This window comes from Arthrobacter sp. efr-133-R2A-63, from assembly GCF_030209795.1.
Lineage (GTDB): Bacteria > Actinomycetota > Actinomycetes > Actinomycetales > Micrococcaceae > Arthrobacter > Arthrobacter bambusae_A.
Map to the genome: position 1 here is coordinate 1 of NZ_JARVRG010000009.1, position 21,207 is coordinate 21,207.

General features: G+C 59.4%; 10 protein-coding genes and 1 tRNA gene. 6 read left to right on the plus strand and 5 right to left on the minus strand.

The window, feature by feature from the left end:
* Positions 1-89: 89 nt before the first annotated feature.
* Positions 90-239 (plus strand): hypothetical protein, encoded by a 150-nt coding sequence (locus QRN45_RS04200; RefSeq protein WP_284762503.1) that lies wholly within the window; start codon positions 90-92, stop codon positions 237-239.
* 1,012 nt (positions 240-1,251) lie between these two features.
* Positions 1,252-4,422, plus strand: coding sequence for a toprim domain-containing protein (locus QRN45_RS04205; protein WP_284762504.1), 3,171 nt, complete (start codon positions 1,252-1,254; stop codon positions 4,420-4,422).
* A gap of 95 nt (positions 4,423-4,517) precedes the next feature.
* Here QRN45_RS04205 and QRN45_RS04210 read toward each other — a convergent pair whose 3' ends face one another.
* On the minus strand, positions 4,518-5,099 hold the full coding sequence (locus tag QRN45_RS04210; RefSeq protein ID WP_284762505.1) for a recombinase family protein: 582 nt from the start codon (positions 5,097-5,099) through the stop codon (positions 4,518-4,520).
* A 691-nt stretch (positions 5,100-5,790) separates the two neighbouring features.
* Here QRN45_RS04210 and QRN45_RS04215 point away from each other — a divergent pair.
* Entirely contained in the window at positions 5,791-8,613 is a 2,823-nt protein-coding gene (locus QRN45_RS04215; RefSeq protein WP_284762506.1) for an NACHT domain-containing protein, read from the plus strand.
* Positions 8,614-9,061: 448 nt separating this feature from the next.
* Here the strand turns inward: QRN45_RS04215 and QRN45_RS04220 are convergent, their stop codons facing one another.
* Together QRN45_RS04220 and QRN45_RS04225 are read right to left on the minus strand one after the other, a co-directional pair.
* Complete coding sequence (locus QRN45_RS04220) at positions 9,062-14,224, minus strand: P-loop NTPase family protein (RefSeq protein WP_284762507.1); 5,163 nt, start codon at positions 14,222-14,224, stop codon at positions 9,062-9,064.
* A 203-nt stretch (positions 14,225-14,427) separates the two neighbouring features.
* Positions 14,428-17,433, minus strand: a complete 3,006-nt coding sequence (locus tag QRN45_RS04225; protein WP_284762508.1) for a DEAD/DEAH box helicase — start codon at positions 17,431-17,433, stop codon at positions 14,428-14,430.
* Positions 17,434-17,622: 189 nt separating this feature from the next.
* Between QRN45_RS04225 and QRN45_RS04230 the strand changes: the two genes are divergently transcribed.
* Entirely contained in the window at positions 17,623-18,306 is a 684-nt protein-coding gene (locus tag QRN45_RS04230) for a DUF6308 family protein (protein WP_284762509.1), read from the plus strand.
* 305 nt (positions 18,307-18,611) lie between these two features.
* A tRNA-OTHER gene (locus QRN45_RS04235) sits at positions 18,612-18,694 on the plus strand.
* 80 nt (positions 18,695-18,774) lie between these two features.
* Here the strand turns inward: QRN45_RS04235 and QRN45_RS04240 are convergent.
* Both QRN45_RS04240 and QRN45_RS04245 read right to left on the minus strand, forming a co-directional pair.
* Positions 18,775-19,302 (minus strand): hypothetical protein, encoded by a 528-nt coding sequence (locus QRN45_RS04240; RefSeq protein WP_241708023.1) that lies wholly within the window; start codon positions 19,300-19,302, stop codon positions 18,775-18,777.
* 308 nt (positions 19,303-19,610) lie between these two features.
* Positions 19,611-20,183: a TetR/AcrR family transcriptional regulator gene (locus QRN45_RS04245; protein ID WP_241708024.1), complete on the minus strand. Its 573-nt coding sequence runs from the start codon at positions 20,181-20,183 to the stop codon at positions 19,611-19,613.
* Between the two features lie 84 nt (positions 20,184-20,267).
* On the opposite strand from QRN45_RS04245, the gene QRN45_RS04250 reads away from it, so the two are divergent.
* Positions 20,268-21,152 (plus strand): SDR family oxidoreductase, encoded by an 885-nt coding sequence (locus QRN45_RS04250; protein ID WP_241708025.1) that lies wholly within the window; start codon positions 20,268-20,270, stop codon positions 21,150-21,152.
* Positions 21,153-21,207 lie beyond the last annotated feature (55 nt).

Below are 21,207 nucleotides of genomic sequence, written 5' to 3' on the forward strand. Positions count from 1 at the left end.
AACGTGGCTCACTTTTCAACCCACGAAATGGCTCACTTTTCGACCAGCGCTGACAGGTGTGCCCCGGGGAGGAAGACCCAAAGGCAGCCATGATGGATTACATGGTGGAGCTCGAGGAGCTTTCGCTTTCGCGCCAGAGGGACATCCCTGTGACTTTTGCCGTTCAAGCGTTTCTCATGACTGAGCCCGAGACTTACGCGCGGCAGGCGATGCTGGCTGCGCTCGCCCAAGCCGAGTGAGCACGCCGGGACCGGTCAAGCTGCGGCGACCTTCCAGCCCACAAGGAGAATCTCGAAAACCGAACAACCGAGGGGCAGCGCAGGAGGAGATGAGGACCGTGGTAGACACAAAAGGTTTACAGCGTTCCAAAGTTTTGATAAGGACTGCGAAAACCGGCGATAAGGGTCGTCGATCCCGGCCCGGTGTGTGGTCATTCGTGGGCTGTGCAGCGTGACGGATCTTCGCGCGTCAGCGGGAATGCTGACCACTGTCCAGTGGGAGGACATTGGTGCCGCGGGCAAGGCGGCCCGTTCCCGTAACACGCAGCGGGCGTACGCGTCTGCGTGGAGGCACTGGGCTTCGTGGTGAGAGGTTCATGGGTTTCGTCCGCTTGCGGCTGACCCGCGAACTGTGGCGGCCTACCTGACGGATCGTGCCAGAGAGGGCTGTCGGTTCCATGACACGGTATTCGCGCGCCACTCCGTTCGCAGGTATCAGCAATGGGCGCATGGGACTGGCCCTTACTTGTTTTCGACGCCGTTGGACCGGGTGGTCTAACCCTGACACCGGCAGGAACCCTCGGGCTATCGGACCATCCGGCACCCCCTGGCGCGGAAATCAACTTTTGGACCGTCCGGAACACGGCTGTATGGCTGAGAATGTTCTCTTCCGAGGAGACCAGTGCCCGAGAGAGAACGAAGGGTCCTACTTCTCTTCTTCTTTTTGGTCCAAAAGTCTAACTATCTCTCTATGGCCGCCTCGGCCCTAGTGTCACAGGGATCCGGAGCTAGACTCCTCGTTCCAACGCGATCCAAATGGTCGATAAGGCGTCCCTGGGACAAACATATCGTGTCCAGCGCTCAACGGACCGCCGAGGCCAGCCCGCATGCCGCCCGATCTGGGAGTTCGGTCTGGCTGTGAAGGTCCCTTGGCCAGATGGTTTCATCGCAGTCAGCAGGTGATCTGCGGCAGCGCAAGCGCGATGGTCCCTTCGGATCTGCCCGTCAAAGAAGTCGACGCATAGGGGTCTTTGTGAACAGCCCCGAAGTAGTACATGTTGCCCAGGATCCCCGCGATTCGGCGAAGACGGTACCGGCCATGCCGGAACCCGTCACCGCCAACACGGAGGATCACAGAAGAACGAGAAGAACGGAAGACACTTCCCACGCAGAGACAGGGCTCCCGCCCTGGACGGGCGCCGACTACGCAGCCAGTATCACCGGCTCCGGCGCCTTCAAGCTCGCCGATTCCGGTGTCGCCCCGCTCGTCGCCGCGGCCCGCGGTTACGTCCGAATCGACAAAACCAACTACAACGAGATGTCCCGCGTCATGCAGGTCGAAGGAAACTCCAAACAAGGTAAGCGCTTCAAGCGGACCCTGTCTGCTCCCGGCAAGGACGGCATGCTCATGCCGTGGTACTCGCTGGCCGGAAGCATGAAGGCCGAGCGGGAAGGCCGGAACCCGGTCCCGCACACCTACCAGGTGCGACCTGAATTCCCGGAAAACGACGACGCCGGTAAGCCGATGAAGTATGAGTTCGTCGCCAACATCGGCACCCCGTTGGACGTGCACCCGGCAATCCCGACCGACTGGATCGACACCACCCCGGTCGTCATGTTCGCCGAGGGGATGCTCAAAGGCGACGCGGCGCTCTCCGCGTACCTCGTCCACCACGGTATCCCGTACACCGAGCTCCAATCCGCAGGCATCGATAATCCCCTGGCGAACCTCCGGTCCCTCTTTGACGCCATCCCAGTAAAGGACCGGGTCCTCATCGTGTCCATCGGCGGTGTCCACAATGCCTCCGGAAACGCGGCGGACTGGCGCGAAATCGCCCTGAAAGGTCGCGTCGGGTGGATCGCATTCGATGCTGACATCGCCATCAACCCGGCCGTGCACGCCGCCGCGAACAAGCTCTCCACGCAGCTGCTGGACAAGTCCAAGATGACCGAGGTCCTGTACCTGAACCCCGAGGTCACCGCCGAAGACAACGGCGCAATGGCGAAGGCCGGCGTGGACGACTTCCTGGCCAAGCACGGCAACTGGGCCGCGCTGATCAACCAGCTCGATGACATCATGCCCGATGCCCCGGCCAAGAACGCCGAAGACAAGTCCGGGAACTGGCGTGTCGGCGGCAACGGCCAGTTCGTCGAGGAATGCGTCGCGGTCAACAACGGCGCCGGCGGCACCGTCGGCGAGTACCGGTGGGAGCGGCGCGTCGACATCGGCGGCCGCGTTGTGGCAATGGAAGCCCGCCGCCAGCCGACCGACCAGGAACTGAAGACCGGCATCTTCAACCCGAACGTGAAGTTTGAAGACATCGACGACGCCCAGGTCGAAATCGAATTGTCGTGGCACCTGAACGGCCGCGACCACACGGCCACCGTCACCGGCACGGAAGGCATCCTCGGCACCCGTCCGGATGAATGGGACCGGAAGAAAGCGAACATCCCCGCCGAAGTGCTGCTGCACCCGGAATGGCCGCCTGAAGGGCCCCTCGGCCGCAAATGGCTCTCCGCGATCAAAGCCAACCAACCCGATGAGATCGCGCGCAAAACCCGTTGGATGCAAACGGGCTGGGTTCCTGTCCAGGACGGCGATCCGGTGTTCGTCATCGGGGACCAAATCGTCGGGGACCCCGAAACCGGCAGCACCGTCCTGCCGGGCATAACCTCAAATGAGATCGACGTAATTCAGAAGTACGGCGTCGGTGAAGACCTCTCCGGGGACTACGGCGACGAGTTCTTCCGGGAAGAGACGCGGAAGAACTTCCGGACCGTGATGGACACCTACATCCACTCGCACGCATGGACCGACCTTTCCACGTCGACCATCGTCCTCGCCGCCGCCCTCCGCCCTGTCGTCCCCGTCCGCCCTAAGGCAACCATTTTCCTGTGGGGACCCAAAAACAAAGGCAAGACCTTCACTGCCAAATGCATGATGCGTTTTTGGGCGCGGCGCCACGGCGACTGGCTCGAAGAGTTGCCCGGCTCGGCCAAGGACACTGCCGCAGCAATGGAGAACGCCGTCTCCCGCACCCCCATTTGGGTGATCGACGACCTGGCGCCTTCGGCAATGCGCAGACAGGCCGAGCAGGAAGACGCGAAGATGGCGGACATCACCCGTGCCATCTTCAACAACGCCGCTAAACTGCGGATGAACCCGGACATGACGGTCAGAAAGTCCAACCGGCCCATGACACAGCTGATCCTGACGGGTGAGAATGAGCTGAGTACGCCGTCTGCCAGGGAACGGCTCATCCCGCTGTACCTCGGTCAAGGGAAGCTGCACCCGGACCGCTCAAAGACCGACGCCCTCGAAGACATCTCGCGCATCGACGGCATCCCTGCTCGTTTCACCGCGCAGGTCCTTAACTACGTCCGGTACGCCGCGACCACGCACCCGGGTGGTTGGGCCGCATACGTGGCCGCGATGGAGGCTGGCCGCGCCCAGCTGAAGGACCAGATCATTTACTTGATGAAGGAAAAAGCGGCGGCATCCGCGTCCAGGGACCGAATCTCGACCTTGGCAGCGGACGTTCTGCTCACCTTCTTCGTACTGGAGAACCTTTCCCGTGAGCTAGACATGGGCGACGACTTCACGGAGCAGTTTGCAGTCGATGCACCCATGTCCATGGCAGTCATCGAACTCATGACCGAAGCACACGCAGATAACGAGCAGAACGCCCCCGGCAGCTCGTTCCTCAGGGCGCTCTCTGCAGTGCTTTCTTCGGGCAAGGCACACGTCATCTCCGGTGACGACCCCTCTCGTCCCCCGATCGTAGGAAGAGAAGACGGCGAGTCCGGGACGAATCACCGCCTCGGTTGGGGCCTCGGGGGCAACGACGGATCACTCCGTCCCAAAGGGGAGTGCATCGGGACAGTTGTTACCGTCAAGAACGAGAGGGTTGTTGTGTTCCACAGAGACACCGCGTTCACTACCGCCCAGAGCGCCTACCCTTCTCTCATCAACTTCGGACAGGGTGAAAAGGCCGCAATCGCAGGTGTCTGGGACGAAGGGCTGGCCGCGAATGTCAGCCGGCCGTTCAACTCCGAGACCAAAGTCCCGCTGCCCTACTACACCTACGATCGGACACAGAAGAGTGGCGTAAAAGTCACAGGCATCCCCGTCGCGCTCTCCCGACTGCTCGATGACGGACAGGTGCCCACAGGCGAACCCGATGAGGAACTGGAGGAGCAATAACTAGGAGGAGTTCCGGGTCAAGCCCAGAGCATCCGTGACCCGGAACTCCTGCCGCCTCGTCGAATACAGAGAAGCCACACATTCCAGCGGTGCGATCACACGGTAAAGCTTTTTCCATTGGGCTCGGGCTGTTCGAGGTACCGGTAGATAGTCTGACGGCTCACGTTCATTGTCTTGGCGATGCTTGTGACGGAAGTGCTTGCTTCGTACAGAGCCCGAACCTGTTGCGCCTGGGCCTGGGTCAAGGAGGGCTTGCGTCCACCCACACGTCCCCTTGCCCGGGCAGCCGCGAGCCCAGCATGCGTCCGGGCGATCGTTTGGTCACGTTCCAGGGTCGCGAAGGCCGCAGCAATCGTCAGCATGGCCCTGCCCATTGGGCCATCGGTGGCGATGCCATCCGTCAAAGACCGGAACTTGTGCCCGCCCTTTTCTAGGTCCTCAATGAGAGTGAGGAGGTTCAAAGTGTTGCGCGCGATCCTGTCGAGCTTCCAGACAAGCACCGTGTCACCATCGCGAAGATTATTGAGCATTTCGGTCAACCCGGGACGCTCCGCCTTCGCGCCACTGATTCCTTTGTCCGTATATACCTTGATGCAACCCGCCTCCCGCAGCGCATCGACCTGGAGGTCCAGATTCTGCTCGAACGTGCTAACCCTTGCGTATCCGATGAGTGCCATGCGGCAAGTGTCACACTACTCGTTATCTCCGTCAACTAAATTGACATTGTTTATGTTACGGGTTTTGTGGCACTGGAGGCCCATCCCTTGGGCGTTTTCCTCGAAGCGTCCGCAAACGACCGTTATCGGACGCCGCGCCGATGGCCTGATCGTCACTGTTAGTGATCACTTTGGTGCCGCCAGGCGCGGTCGATGCAACGAAACAGAATGGAACGTCTGAGGCCGAAATTGAGGTCAGCGCAGGGGCTGAAGCATGACCGCCAGGTCGGTTGACGTCATCGTCGCGGTGGAGTGGAAGCTCCGTATCTTGCAGGTTGAGCGTGGCTTTTCTTTGTACAGGTGGAGTGGCGTCGCGGGCTACCGCATGACGCTGAACCTCAAGGCCTACAGCGGGAGGCAACCCGAAGCTGCAGACACTCGTGGCTGGATTGTCGCACCAGGCGTTACGTTTGTGATCTCGTCCCGCGGTTCGTGCGGCTGTCGACGTCGTGCTGAACGGCAGCAAGCATGAATGGCGCTACTCGCTCTTGGCGCACTCCTGACCTTCGGGGCCGGAGCGTTGCGAAGAAGGGTGTGCTATTCATTGGACAAAGACCCGTTGTCCTTCTGGACATGCGACGGAGCAACGATTGCACATACAGCTAGGAGCCCGCCGCTAGCGATATATGTCAGTCCTCCGTACAGTACTCACATGGATCCTGCAACGGCGTACAACGCCGTAAAAACCATAAAGGCGACAGCCAAAACGGCAAAGGCAGCCGCAGATACATTCAGAAGCGCAGTCCGTCGGCTTCGTCTGGCCGGCGCTTTCGACCCGCAGTGGATCGACCTAAGCCTTGCGAATATCTCCGATAAAGCACTGACAGCAGAGCAGGTGGATGACATTGAAGAATTCCTGCGCGCAAGTCGTGTCCGTCCGATTCTGGTCTTCCTGGCGCTGACGCTGCTCTCCCCGCCCTCGGATGGAACAGAAGAGATCACCGGTACATTGCGGTCTCTCTTCGGCGCGGAGGTTACCCGCTGGCACATAGATTCGACGCTGAAATGGAAATCCTCTTGGCCACACCTTTGGGACAGGTTAGTTGCTTTCTACGGCGGCACCCTCCCAGACTCGAAGCTTCTGGAAGTCCTACAAGAGGAACTCGAATCCTACACGGGCTTCTTAGTCACGCCTCTATCCGCCGACCCGGAAGAAAACACTCTAGGATTGTCGTATATTCGGCGGTTGGCCGGCATGGCCACGGACTTGTCCAGCCTCATGGCGGTGACGACGAGGTCACACTTTTTGGCCCAGCTCATCGCGGCAGCGGACCTGGCCCCGATCGTAAGCCACCTTGACACCTTTGTCAGGGTCGACGTCCGCAAGCTCTATATTGACCGAGAATTTTCCGACGCGCTGAATAGTGAAGCGTTCGACTCGGAGCTACTCATCTCATCACTGTCCCCATTCCGCATCGTACTCCAGGGCCCACCGGGTTCGGGTAAGAGCACATTCGTTAGCCATCTCGTGGCCCACATGGCGCAGCCGGAGTTCCGCAATCCGCCCCTTCCATCCGTGCTCATCGTTTGCAGAGAATATCTGACAAGCGGATGGACTAAATCCTTCACGGTTTACGGTGCAGAAACCATGTCTGCAAGCCTATCTACGGACCTTTCTGCCAAAGAAGTTGAGGCTCTCCTTCTCACGGGTCAGGTAATGGTGGTGTTTGACGGACTCGATGAGATCACTGACCGCAAGCAACGCGGCGAAATGGTTAAGCGCATCCAAGCATTCACGCGTCAATATCCACCTGTGTCCGTTCTAGTTACAACGCGGGGAATGGGTTATGAACAGGCTGAATTGGACCGAAAGCTATTCCGACATTTGACGCTTAAGGAGTTTTCCACTCCGCAAGTACAAGAATACTGCGAGAGCTGGTTTGGTCCCAATAAAAAGGGTCATGTCGAAAGCTTTATGCGCGAATCGGAACAGATTAGTGACCTGCGTAGGAACCCTTTGCTTCTTTCCCTACTGTGTAACGTCTACGGCGGACTGGGTGAGATTCCAACGAATCGGCTTCGGATCTACGCCGATTGCGCACGCCTGCTTTTCTATAAATGGGATGCGGACAGGCGCATAAAACATCCATCCGCTCTGCCAAAGGTCGCTGACCGCATCATGCGCGACGTCGCACGCTGGTTCTATACCGAGAATATCTCGCACAAAGGTGCCAAAGACTACGTTATCGAAAGACATATTGCGAGATTCTTGTCGGGAAGCTTGGGGTATCAGGAGGATCAAGCAGTTAAGTCGGCGCACGAATTTTTGGGCTTCTGTGCTGAAAGGCTATGGCTTCTCAGTAAATTTGGCTCCGATTTGGACAACGATAAAATTTACCGATTCACCCACAAGACGTTTTTTGAATACTTTACAGCCGAGTCGCTCAGTAGAAGTACGCTTGGCGGCAAGAGCATAGAAGCCGATCAGCTCATGGCAGAGTTAATTTTGGAGGCACATCTAAAGGATCCGAGTTCCCTCATACCAGAACTCACGCTCCAAGCATATGACGACCGTTCCGATGGCCGAGGGAGCTCGGTATACAAGAAACTCTGCAGAATGGGATCCCCGACGCTTCTGTTAATGCGATTGCTCGACGGCGCACTTTTGAGTGCAGAGGCGATGGATATGGGACTCCAGCAGGCAATCGACGAGTGGGGTTCGGATGAGAATTTAGATAATATGCGCTATTTTGAAGCTCTGATGTCCATGCATGCTATAGCCAGGGAACGCTTCCAAGGCTTCCACTTAATGGAAGGCACCCCTCCTGCCCGGTTCCTCTTTCTCGAGGCCTGGTCAACCCTGCAACTGGTTGGACACGATAACGATCTAACACGGAGCTGGGCCCCCTTCGTTCAAACTTTAGCTTCGGCCTTCCGTGAGGATTTCGAGGACTTCGACAGCGACATTATTACTAACTGGCTGATTCGGGAAGGTCTTACAAATGGTCAGCTCACGTCGCCGTGGCTTTACCTGTGGTGTGGAGATGTTTTAGAGATCCCAGGCTGCCTTTGGTCGCTTATGAAGAAAATGCTCGCCGGAGATTCGCTGGGTAAACTGACTGACGGTCAAGTTCAAGCTATTCAGGCATGCGGATCAGAACTGTGGGGCGGAGGGAGCCTCCCAAAGAATCTTGTTCAAGTTTCCTTTAGCTGCCTTGAGGAAATGTCAAAACTGGATCTCAGTGCCGCATCTGCTTCTCAGAACTCTTTTGCGGAAGAGTTGCAGCAAATCATAATATTTATTGCACTGGCATGCAGCGAGGTTGGGCTGATTTCGGTGCGTCTCTTGGAGTTTATGTCTAACTTTTATCCAGGCAGGCTGTCAACCCTGTCAGACATCCGCGAATGGAACGCAGGCCGAAAACGAAGGCCTGTGAAAAGTAAGCTCGACGAAGCGGAACGTTGCCTGGAGCGGCTGCCGGAAGTGTTTTCTCGCTGGTCGCGAAATGAAATCAGCTTCGTCTCATCCTTCTAACGGGGAGCCGACGGCATCTCCTTCGATGCCAACCATGTAACCCGATAACTCGGACATGTTGTGGAAGGCGCGATCGTGCCGTTTCTACCGGCGTGATTTGGCGTGAATCGGCGTTGTTCCGAGTTCCATCGGAGAGGGTAGGAGTTCGAATCTCCTCAGTTCGATCGAAATGAGAATCGTTATCATTAAGTTTTTCTTTAACCGGGGTATTTTCGGTTCCCAGCTATTCCGCCGAGCGGTTCAAGATGGGTGGCGCAGATTTGCCCCGAAGCACTCTCGCCCCTGTTGGTTAAGTTTTAATTCCAGCAAGGTGGCCTGATATGATTGGTGTTTTTGGCGACACCGGTCATCCCGTCAAAAAGTCCTTGTAATTCTGCCGCGCAGTTCTTTTCTTCGGCATAGGTCACTGGTCGAAAGGGCGACGCTTCTACAATCAGCGATTCCTTGGCTACTGTGAGTAGGGGGCAAGCTTGGAGTCTCCCGCCACTACGAGTGAATCGACCACCCGTTGCCACGTGGCGAGCGAGGCGCTATCGGTGAAGCCTGATCTGACATCGATCAGCCAGGTCGAAAGCAGAAAGCTGCCACGGGCTATTTGTTCTGGGGCAGCGAGCACAAGATCAGCAATCCACGGCAGGGCAATGCGCGCCTGGTCGTTAGTGGAAAGTGGGCGAATAAAGCTGATGAGCTGATCAGCGCATGTTGAATCTCCTCGAGCACCCGGCAACCATTCTTCGACAGAGTCTCGAAGTTTGTCTGGGTTCCACCAAACGATCGGCTCCCCGTCAAGTTCACGGTAGAGGTACGCAGTCTCGCCAGCAGCATTCGGGATGAGCGACGCACGGGCGTGGTTGCCGTAGTGCCTGCCGTCGAACGGCTTGTGCTCGTCTTGGTATCCGAGGACGCGTCTGATGATTTCCGGCCAGAGCCGCTCTGTCGTGGCGGCTCGGCTGGAGGTCTCCTCGGCGACGGCCGAAACAGCGCGAACGAAGGCACCGAGCAGGTCAGGCCTATCGGCGAAGGCGTCGAGGTGATCGAAGAGCGGTGTCTCGTCCCTGTTCTCAATAATGGTGAGCAGCGCACGTGCCGCGACGAGCGCATGGGTTCCGCGATGGTCCATGTCCCGCTCATTGGCGAGAAGTGCCCGACGTTGGGCCGCGAGGACAACGTGGAACAATTCCCAGGCATGACCGGACACACAAATTCCGGCAACCGAGGCCGGCGCTAGCGCACGAAGTGGTGCGTCGAGCCTGGTGGTGTAGATAGCGTCGTCGGAGGCGGCACCCAGCGACTCGGCGATGGGGTCTTCAAGCACGATCGAGGCTCGACGACCGGCCTCAGGATCCCAGTCTCCGAATACGCAGTCACGCATGGCCGCGATGACTAGGCCTAGCGCTGCCTCGTGACGGCATTGCCCTTGATTCGAACATGGCTCTTGCCATAAGAGGTCGAGGCCGTGGGCCAGGCGGACCCGGACCTCATTGGGCAGTGCTGAGGCAAGTCGGGATGTCGCCTCTACGACGCGTGTGTAACCTTCAGCATCGTCAGCCTCGTCAATGAGAGCGCGCACATGGGCCGCTGCCGGCAACAGAAGAAGTGGCAGAAATTGTGCCGCAACCCGATCCGCGCCTTGCTCGAAGTATGACTCCTCGGAGTCAAATTGGCGTCCCTGTCCGGCTTGCTCCGCGATCATAACGAGAGTTTCGGCGGCGAATTGAAGCGACTCGGTGGGCAATTCAACGCCTTCAATCAGGTGTGCTTCGAGTGCGGCCGCAACGACCAACGCAGGGGCGTCCCAGACTCCATCGGCACTGAAGGCAGGAGGTTCATCGATGAGTTGCTTTGCGATGTTCAAATCTTGAATGAGCGTCTTAGAAGTCCACGGTTCGGCAGTGCCTTTCTTTGCATTGATGTAATACTGCACGATAAGTCGGGAGGCTTCTTGTGCGCGCTGAATGTCGGCGCCTGTGCCCTCGAGCGCATCTAGTAGGGCCTCGGGTGGCGTACTCTGAACGAAAACTTGGCCGTCATCGGTCGGTTGGGCGCTATAAGTGTCCCGGTCCATGCCGCTGGCCCAGCCACGGACTGTGAGAAGTTCTTGTTCGATGGCGTCGTCATCGTCGCCAAGGGCGGACTCTATCTCCTGCCGCGCCCTCTCTATGAGCTCCCGGCCGAGGTGACGTAACTCCTCCGCACGATCTTCGTCGGCAAGCAGCACAAGCATCGCGGAAGCTTCACGGAGGGACCACGACCGCCGGTCCGCACCTACAAGCCCCTCAGGCGATGCTGCAAGTCCGCGCGTTTCGCTAGCAGCTCTGGCGAACTCGAGGTGCCAGACCAGCGGCTCCGAAAGGTAAGGGTCAAGCATCCTGTCGTTCTTCTCGAGGTGGCGGACGAGAAGCCCGACAACGAGGCCAAGCATCGCGAGACTTTCGCATCCGTCAAGCAGAATACCCAAGATCGTACTTAACGGAATGTCAATCTCGATCAGTTGATCACAAAACCGCTCCAGGGCTTGAAGGGCGCTCATACACGGATACGGTCCAACTCCAGTCCCTCGATACCAGGTCCAGACGTGGGGGTCGCCAACGTAAGTATGGGCAGTGCCAGTGACCTGCAAGTCCGTGTGATACGGATCGAGGTCTTCCTCTGAAATGTCACCAGCGAGACGACCGATGCTCGCCAGGGTACGCACACGAGCGAGCGCGGCGTGGTTTAGCAGTCTATTGAGAACCCGGACGCCGCCACGAAAGTCTGATTGAAACAACGAACTGAAAGGTCCGCGGTACCACGCCGCAAGCGGCAGACGGATCCCGTGAAAATCGTGATCGCGAATGCCGTCTTCATGAAGTCCCGATCCATCTTCCTCGTCGTCCAAGTAGTACGCCTCTGTCATGGCCGCCAAGAAGCCTCGAGGGCGAGTCGCTAGCGCACGTCCAGCGAAGAGCGCTTCGACAGCAGGGCCAAGATACGCCGGCGCATCGCTCGCGACACGCCGAAGGATGGCCTCGCCCTCATCCCCCATATCGGGACCGAGGAGCGCCAAGAACTCGACCATCACTTCGTCGGTGATCTCACGGGGAAGCTCCCCTCTCCGGTGGCGTCGGCTGCGCGGATACCCGATCTCACCGAACAAGTTGCTTCGTGCGGCACGTTCGCGATCTCGTTTGACCTCCTCAGGAGTGCGGGCCGCGCGAGCAGCTTCAGCTGCCGCCCGTTCTTCCTGCTGTCGCTGGTACACGTCAGCGCAGCGGGCCACCAATTGCGACCGAAGTTCGGCGCGCAATGCGTTCTCAGCTGGCGCGTTCGCGACAATTAGCGAGCGAAGCCAGTCGCGCACTAATTGCTGGAGCGTCTTATCACCGAACCACGATGTGGAGCCGCTTAACAGCTGTTCAATCAACGGCTCTACCGCTGAGATACGGACGAGATGTGCCGAGTCGCGAAGTCGCTGATCAACCAAACGGCACAGCCGATGTAGCCCAGTCTTGTTATTGGCGCACAACTCGCCCCACGCGTCGTCCAGAATAGGGCCAGGCTGCGGCAGCGAGAGAAGTGCTTCGCCAGGCACGTCGCGCCAACGGTCCCCATGGCCTGCTCCAACCACTGCGTCAAACGCTCGCTGAAGGCCAGCGAATCGACCACGAACTGGATTGTCGGCCGTGTCCGGTTCTCCCAGGTACAACTGAGAGGCGAGCCGTGCCGCACCGAGCGACCAACGTGGCATCCCTGCCGAAAGCAATCTGATAGTGGGATCTTCATCCGCGAGAAGCAGGCGAGCGACGGCGTAACGGCGCACTTCGTCATGTGCGAATTCAGGACCGATCCTAAACCGCCGATTGGTCGACGTCTGCAGCAGGCCGTCTCGCCGAAGGCCCGCAAGCGCCGCCCCGTCAAGCGTACCCACGACGGTCAGCGGATCTGCGCGGGTGAGTGCCAGATCTGCCAGGCGCAGCATTACTGCTTCTCGTGCATCGGGCGTCCCACGGTCGGCCTGTTCATGGCATCGGACGAGTCCGGCCCAAACCTGTTCCATAGCGTCGCCGTCAGTAACCGGGAGCCCCGACACGCCGCCGCGGAGGAGAAGATCGACGACGACCAGTCGACGGAGCAGTTCTCGCGCGTGGAGATCCGCTGCGAGTGCGGAGAGCTCAGGGAAAGCTGCGACAAGCCCATCGAGCTGCACATCGGTAAGTATCGGGATCTCGTAGTTGACGACCCCGCCGCCGAAGCGCGAGGCGACGGCATCGTGGAGTAGCTTCCTAATATCGTCCGTCGTCAGAGCCAAAAGTCGGACGTCGCTGTGAAATGCAGCGTTCACCATATATCGCAGCAGCTCGGACTTGCCCTCAGCCACGGCATCTGCCCCGTCAATGATTAGCAGCCGCTCGGGAGCGCTCATCTCAGCTAGGGCGGTTGCCAAGGGAATGCCGAGGGCATGCTCCAACTCAATCGGCGTCGCTGGGAGGTGCCGCAAGTTAATCACGAGGGCCTGGGATCCGTCGCCGTCGCGGTTGGCAGCGGATGCAAACTCAACTATGAGCGCGCTCTTCCCGACTCCAGACTCGCCATGGACAATCACCGCGGGGTTTGCCTTGGCCAGGGTGTGAAGTTCGGTGATCGTCGTGCTGCGATCGATATGCACTTCGTTACTTGCCTGGGATGACGTCACCCGACTCCGAACCGCAGCGACGGCTTGCTCGTGGAGGCTGTCGAGCATTCGCCAAGCGGCATCATGGCGACGGGTTGTCGAAGCGACGACATCGTAGGTGTCTCGTCGGAGTAGGTCCAGATCAATGACGGCTGCATTCGGTGCATACTCAGCAGCGAGTACGCCGAGCCGATCGCGTACTGCCACTGCACCGGCTAGGTCACCCGTCGTGGAAGCGTTAGCTAGGTCATTGACGACGTCGGCCCAGTCCGACTCATCAGGTGACTCGAATCGAGGCATGAGAACCTGAAGACGAGACAGCAGATGCCAGGTTTGCTGCGCCACGGTAGCTTCGTCAGGAGTGACATCGTCGGTATCTTTGAGTGCTGACTTCACCAAGTCAATAAGGTGACTGAACCGATCGCGAAGCGCCTGTTCAAAACGTCTCGGCTCCTGTATCAGTGCAACGAAAGCAGCTGGGTCGGATTGGCCGCGAGCGAGATCAGCCAATTTCGCCAGCTGAGACGCGTGATCTTGATGACCCGCAACTACGAGCCCAGCCCGGTGATCAACATCGGCACCAAGATCATGCCTGAGTTCCTCTAGGAGCGAGCCGATGAGCTTCCTCGCCTTCGGATCGCTCCTGATGATGTCCGGAGCGCGACGCGCGGCAAGTGCAAGCACTAACGATGGCTTGTCTTCATTGGCTCGCTGGGCGCGTACTACCAAATCATCAGCTGAGTGTTCGGACGCCTGCTGAAATGCGACACTCACGACGGATCGGCTTTCGCCCAGTTCGGTTGATCCCGAGCCAGATAGCATGCGGGCAAGGTAGCCGACCGCAACCTTGCGTTCAAAGGTCACTCCACCCCCACCGGTGGCGTATGGACTCATAGCGGCCGCAGCGGATGACGGCTTGATGACCGGCCGCCCTCCGCCCTCCTGTAGCGATTCAGACATGGGCCAGATCCTACCTTGCGCCTTCTTCACGGAGGGCCTACCGGAGCGAAAGAAGGCTTCATCTCCTGCGCACAGGACCGCCAATCGGTTTGACGGCTCATTCCAGCGCTTGCGGGCAGCTTCTGTCCAAGCCGGTTAGGTGTCAGAACAACTATCACTTCGATAGGGCAACGGACACCGAGTTGCTGGAATAGCCCGTTTCGTCAAGGCGAGCAAAAGACACGTAGGCGGCCGCCTACTTGGGAGACTGCACTCCAAGCTGTCTGTAGTAGGGCGTAGATCTGTATGAGCTGGGGTGTTGGATTTTCGACGGCGGCGCGCAGTGCTGACTCGCTCAGCACCGCTCCGAGCACCAGCCAGACTTCCCGGTCTGCGTTGGGGTTTGTGATGACTGACCGTGCGTGCGACCACATCCCGTGCCCCTGAACGAAGCTGCCAGCCCGGAGTCTCTCAACCACGTGTTGATTGCCGTTTTTCTTCTTCAAAGACCAATCCTCGCCCCAGTAACCAACTTTTGGGACGTCAACGTTGATCGGCTGCAACCAAAGGAGATTCTTTACCGCCTGGGACACCACCTCATGCAGGGCAGACGCCGAGAGCTTGGAACCGTCGCCGGCCTTCGCATGCAAGAAAGCAATCCGATCTGGTTGGACGGCGATGAAGTCCGCTATCTCTGGCCCTAGATCGGTACACAGCAGCATGTCCAAGTCGGGAAAGTGCTTTGTCATTTCTGCGCTTTCTCCGCTAAGCGTTTTCAACGAAAGTTGATCGATTAGTCCGAACACAGAGCCGGGGTCCCAGTTTCCATCATTCCGGTGTTCCCCCTTCTCGCTGGTTGCAGATCCAAGCGGATGAACGGCAGTGAGCACGTCCAGGAGCCAGAACTGCTTCGTGTCTTGGTCAGGACGTACGGGTCGGACGAAGTTCCCGTTTGTATACATGAATCCTAGGTCGGCCGGAACGACGCGCAGCAGTTGTTCGGCGTTGATGACCCCGGTCAGTTCCCGATGGGGGGCAGAACGGTCTCGGAAGCCCATCTGAGCGAGCTCGGGACAGCCGAACACATATCGACCGCGGTCTGCGTCCCAGACGATGCTTGCGGCAAGCGCGGTGCCGTTGACCTTAATGGTTGTCCGACCGTTGGTGACGTCGTTAGCGTAGTCGTCGAGCCGCAGCTGCTCCCATGAGCCATCCTCTAAGTGGCGTTCGAAGCGCTCGACGTCGACGTCAAGAAGGACATGGACGGGCGACTTGTCGGACGGGTCATCCGACGAATGGGCGTAGCGATGGAACGTGGGAGCGGGCTGGCGACCCTCATCCTCGAGTATTAGCGACAGTTCGTCGAGCCAGGCGGCGTACTCAGCAAAGGTTCGCTCCGCGCTGCGGCTGTCCCGAACACGGGATCGGCTGATGCCAAGGTAACGGCGGAATTTCTCATCCTCACTCTTGACTTGCGGATAGCCCTCGGCCACGGAGCAGACATACGCGTAGTCGGCAAGGTCCGGCGCGAGGTCCCCGATGGCGGCCGCGCGTATTGTCCGAGCCCGAATCGATCGTCTACTCAGATCGGTGTTATCCAGAGAGACGGTTGTGAGGAGGGATTCACCGGCAAGTAGGCGCGACATCCGCGTCGGCGTCTCGCGACTGAAGGCATCCGTCATCAGCTTCGGGGTGCGACCCTCGGAATCGAACACGAAGAGATGCTCGTTCCGAATGCGAAAGATCGTGAAGCCGAACCGCGCCTCTATGAACGTCGCTGTGCGAAGGAACTTGGAGTTGCTTATGTCGATGAATGGCAGCACGATCGTCCGGTCGTCTGGGAATTGCCACTTCAGCACCTCGCGATCCTCTGCCTGCCATTCCTCCGAAACCTCATTGGCGATCTCGTGGAGGTCTGTCAAGGAAGCAAAGCGGAAAACCCTGGTAGCTAGTGGGTAGGAGAACTGCTTCCACGCGTCTTCCGAGTCAAGGTCAAGCATTGATCGGAACTTTCCGTCGTAGTAGACACTTGACGGCTGAGCGAAAAGTATGCCTTTTGCGAGGCTAGGGGTGGTGGCGGCTGCTTCGCCAGCCTTCTCGTCAAAGGTCTCGTAGTTCCGCCACACGGCCTCGACGTCAAATCCGTCTCGTGCGAATACCCAGGCTGTGCTGTCCTGACTGTCCTTTGTAGGATTCCTGAGTACTCGACCGATCTGTTGGATCGTACCCCGGTCGGTACCAAGGCGATCGTAGAAGGCGAGGATGCGGAATCTAGGGTCGTCTACGCCTTCGACGAGTTTGAATTGGTGAACCCAATAGTCGGCATCCGATTTGTCCGGGTTGGGAACGGATCGTAGGAGCCCGATGTTTTCGTCCGTTTCGAAACTTTCATGAATGCCGATGGCCTGGCCTCCCGCCGTCCGCAGGATAGTAACGATGTCGCGGATGCTCTCGGCGCTGCCGCAGCGGATGATCACCTTCGTGTCCGGATGAGTTGCTTTCTTCTCGTTAACGAACTCGACTAGTTCGCTTACGAAAATGTCCGAGGTGGATGTGGGGACGGTTTGAAAGTGGGGAGATCTCAGGAAGCCCTCTTTGGCCGCCTTTAGATGCGAATAACGGAACCGGTGCGAGGGATCGACTTTGAAGAATTTCTGGTCGTTTCGGTAGGGTGTGGCTGTCATGAGAATCGTTGGACACCCGAGAGACCTGATAGCCGTTGACCATCGCGGCGCTGGCTCGTAATGGCCCTCATCTACGAAGACTGCCCTAATCTCTGCGAACAACTCCGCCATTCGGACTTCGTCCCGGTCGCATTCTTCGTAGATCTTCAGTAGCTTCGCGGTTGTGGCTACAAAGACGGTTGGCTCCTCGACGTCTGCCAAGTTGCTGATTTGCTTCGTTGTAGGCAACTCCGAGATGACCGGGAAATTACCAGAACGACGTGCGTTGAGCCGTTCCCAAACCCGGTACTCAAGATCTCGTTTCAGCTGTCCCACGATTCCTCGCCACGGTGCAATCACGAGGAAGTGCTTACCTGAACGACTTGTACCTGTAGTTGCATTTTCGATCGCCGCAGCGACAACCGCCGTCTTCCCAGTACCAGTCGGCATAGTGATCAATGCAGATTTGCCTCCTACTTGCTCCTGGTTGAGATATTCGTCGATCACCTCGAGGGCCGCCGCTTGATGCGGCCAAAGACTGGAAGAGAGGGCTTTCGCGCTGGTCACGGGCCACCGACCACAGACGGTTCTTGCATGTATCCAACCTAGGGCCCACGGAACCCAATCCCGGGAAATTCGGGCGGGTCGGCCCCTAAGGCCGGTGAGAGATCACCGTCGGCACATCGATGCATCGGCTCAGCGCCGCGCTGGTGCGTCAACGGGTGTTTTAGGAAACGGGACGCCTATGCTCAGCTCATGACTGACCTACTCACCGTCGGAGCGTTGCACACCTCGGTCGACCACGCGTATGAACTTGCTCGAGGCTACTTGACCGAACCGGGCTGGTCCTACCCTGCCTATGACGGCTACCCGGGTACGCCGGACTCTCGAAACGTCGGCCATCAGGACCTCTTAGCTCCCGGGCTTCTGAATGCCGGACAGCAGCCTCTGCAGACCTATTACGGGTTTCTGAACCTCCTAGAAGTCATGAATTCCAGGCTCATCCATAAAGACATAAAAGGCACCCTCGACGAAGCACCCGCTGGAACTCTAGCCGCGATAACGAACCTTTATACGACACAGATGGAGGACCCCCAACCCCAAGTCCTCTTGACGAAGATGTCGAAGGTGCTGCACCGTAAGAGGCCCGGCCTGCTGCCGCTGTTCGACAAGTACGTCTTGCGCGCTTACAGCTATCGAGGCCACGTGCCGCGGGTGGCTCCGCCGCCGCCTGGCAAGCGTCCCGACAGGGCATGGGTCGCTTCATGGTTGGTCGAAGTAAAGGCGGATCTGTGCGATGGCCTGCGGCATTGGGAGGCTATCGCGGCGATGGCCCCAGGACCGGCCATCACTCCATTGCGGGCTATGGATATGGTCACCTGGCGCTTGATCAACGAGACAGTTGTGCGGCCGTCGAAGAAAGGGCGCCGCTCGGCGTAGGCATCGTATGAACCTAACGCCGGGCGTCCGGATGTGCGCGCCTGCCGCAAGTTGTATTGGTCGAAGCGTGCACGGCGCCTGTCACTTGAGGAAGTGTTGCCTCCTTGTATGCGGTCACGGTCCGAGGGGAGGAGGTGCCGTACACCGGGGACTCTTCCTGCCCTTTGGCAAACAGGATGATGACCTTGCGGCCGATATGCTCTCCTTCGCCAGTACGACACGTTTACGACACGCTTTGAACGGGAACTGCAGGGAATGCCCGGGTATCATTTCAACATCAATACATGCAGGATCGCAGGTCAGAGGCCAGTTCAGGGCGCGACCGGGAACACCCGGGATGCCCCGCCGCGATAAGCGGGGGTCGTCGGTTCGAATCCGACAGGGGGCTCCGATTGCGGCTTTGAGCTGCAGGTATAGCGGCCAAATTGGCCAGCGGCGGCGCTGAAAGATGCGCGACGGCGGGTGAGGCTACGTTTGTTCCGGCGACGCGTTTCCCGGAGCGTGCTGTGACCTCATTCCGAGAGCGACGAAGATCAGCCAAAGGGCGAAAGCGGCAGCTCCAAGAACAGCGCCATCTGCGCTGACGCCCGCAATCTCCGACGCGGGCTCGTTGCGTCTCCAGGCGAAGCATGTGACGCCCATGTAGCCACACCAGTAGAGCAGGGACGAAACGGCCAAAAGCGGTAGTGCGGGGGCCGCTTTTCTCAGCCCGGAGAGATTGTTGCGCCTGAAGATACTCTTCCCGTAACCGGGGCCCGGGAGGGAGTTCACCGCGACAACAGCGCCGAGGATGATCGAGGCATGTACCCCGAAAGCCAGCAGCCCGAGCGGCCCTTTCGGGGGCGCCATGGCGGCGAGGACTGCCGCAGTGCTGCTGGTCTCCGCGTCGGCGATGATCACACCAAGAATGGACAGATTGGCCACCGCGCAGAGGCCAGCCCCGGCCCGTCCGATGACCGGCCATGACCATGCGGTGGACTTTGACTCACTCCCCATGGCCGAAAGTGTACGGCTTCGCCGAGTTCGCGAAGTATCCCGGCCCGGGTTATTTGTCGGTTTCTCCAAGGTTCCGTGAACAATCGAAGCATCCGGTCTGGACCGGCTGATTTTTGGGCGGCTATGGCCTCAGGTAGTCGCGTAGCCCGGGAAGAGGGAAATCACCCCTCCGGCCCTTGGCTGGTGGATCGTTGAGGGACTGCGGATTTCGACGTGGTCTTCCAAGACGCTCCTGGTCTCTCGTTGGCTACGTCGCACGCGCCGAAGACAACCCTCGTGCCGATCGCCCTTTCCATCTGGCCAAGCATTTAGCTGAGCTGCGTGACGGCGGAGCGAAGCCGGTGCAGGGCGGCCGAGGTGAGCTGGCCGAGGCTCTGCTTGTTACCCTCGGCGGTCCACGCTTCGAATCCGGCTTTGAAGGCCAGCACGCCGAGCTCCGCCGCCATTATGGCGATCGTCTCCTCGATACCTCGGTCGCGGAGCGCATCAGCCATCGCCGCGGCCATGCCGACTCTCTTGAGCGCGGCGCGTTCCTGCAGTTCGGAACTGGTTGCGATCACTGCCTCGAGGCGGGGGCCGAGTTCGCGGTTGAACGAGGTCATCGTGCTGGCGGCGTGCGCGAGGCCGGCATCAACCGCGGATAGCGGGCTCGCCCCGGCCGGAGCGGCGGCAATGCCCCCGGCGAGGAGTCGCGACAGGGTCTCCTGGCCGGCGGCCAGCACCTCGCGCTTGTCGCTGAAATGACGGAAGAACGTGCTCTTGGTCAGACCCGCCCGATCGGCGATCTCGGCCACCGTCGTCTCGTCGTAACCCTGTTCGGTAAACAAGTGCAGAGCTGCGACGACAAAGCGCTCGCGAGCATCCGGTTTCCAGCGTGGCATTCTCCCATTGTAAGTGATGAGACTTTAGTCGCATAACGATGCTAAAGTGATGGGATACAAGTCGCATCAGGAAGGAGTTTGCCCATGCGTGTTTTCGTCACCGGAGCGTCCGGGGGAATCGGATCGGCGGTCGTCCAGGAGCTCGTCGCCCACGGTCACGAAGTCGTCGGGCTTGCCCGCTCGGAGTCATCCGAGCAGAAGGTCGTCGACGCGGGCGGCACGCCGCTGCGCGGGAGCCTCGGCGATCTTGAGGTGCTCACGGCCGCCGCCACCGACGCTGATGGCGTGATCCATTTGGCCTTCAGCAATGACTTCTCCGATCTCGAGCGGAGCATCGCCGAGGAAGGCCTGGCGATGGACACCATCGGTGCCGCTCTCATTGGAACCGACAAGCCTTTCGTGATCGTCTCCGGTACGACGGCGGTGGAAGGCCGCTCTTCAACCGAGCAGGATCCGCTGATCACGGCGGGGCCGGTCGGGGGCCGTGGGATCAACGCGCAACGGATCCTCGATCTCGCCTCCCAGGGGGTGCGCACGTCGACCGTGCGCCTGCCCCGGTCGGTGCACGAGCGTTACGTCGCGTATGGCTTCGCCGGCATCCTGATTGCCGCGGCGCAGCGTTCCGGCGTGTCCGCCTATGTCGGCGACGGCAGCCAGCGCTGGCCGGCCGTGCACCGTCGCGACGCCGCGGCATTGTTCCGCATCATGCTGGAGAGGGGTGAGCCCGGAACGACAGTGAACGCTGTTGCGGACGAGGGCGACACGATGCTCTCGCTGGCGTCCGCGATCGGCGAGCAGCTCGGCCTTCCGCTCCGGCAAGTGCCGGCCGAGACCTTCGGGCCGCTCGGGGCCATCTTCAGCGTCGACCAGCCCGCGTCAAGCGTCTGGACACGCGAGACCTTCGGGTGGGAACCGACGCACCCCAGCTTGCTCGCGGATATCGCAGCTGGAGACTACCCGGGCGCCTAGGGAGAAGCCCCGTGTGGCGAAAGGGGCTAGAATATAGTTAGCATTGCTAATTAGC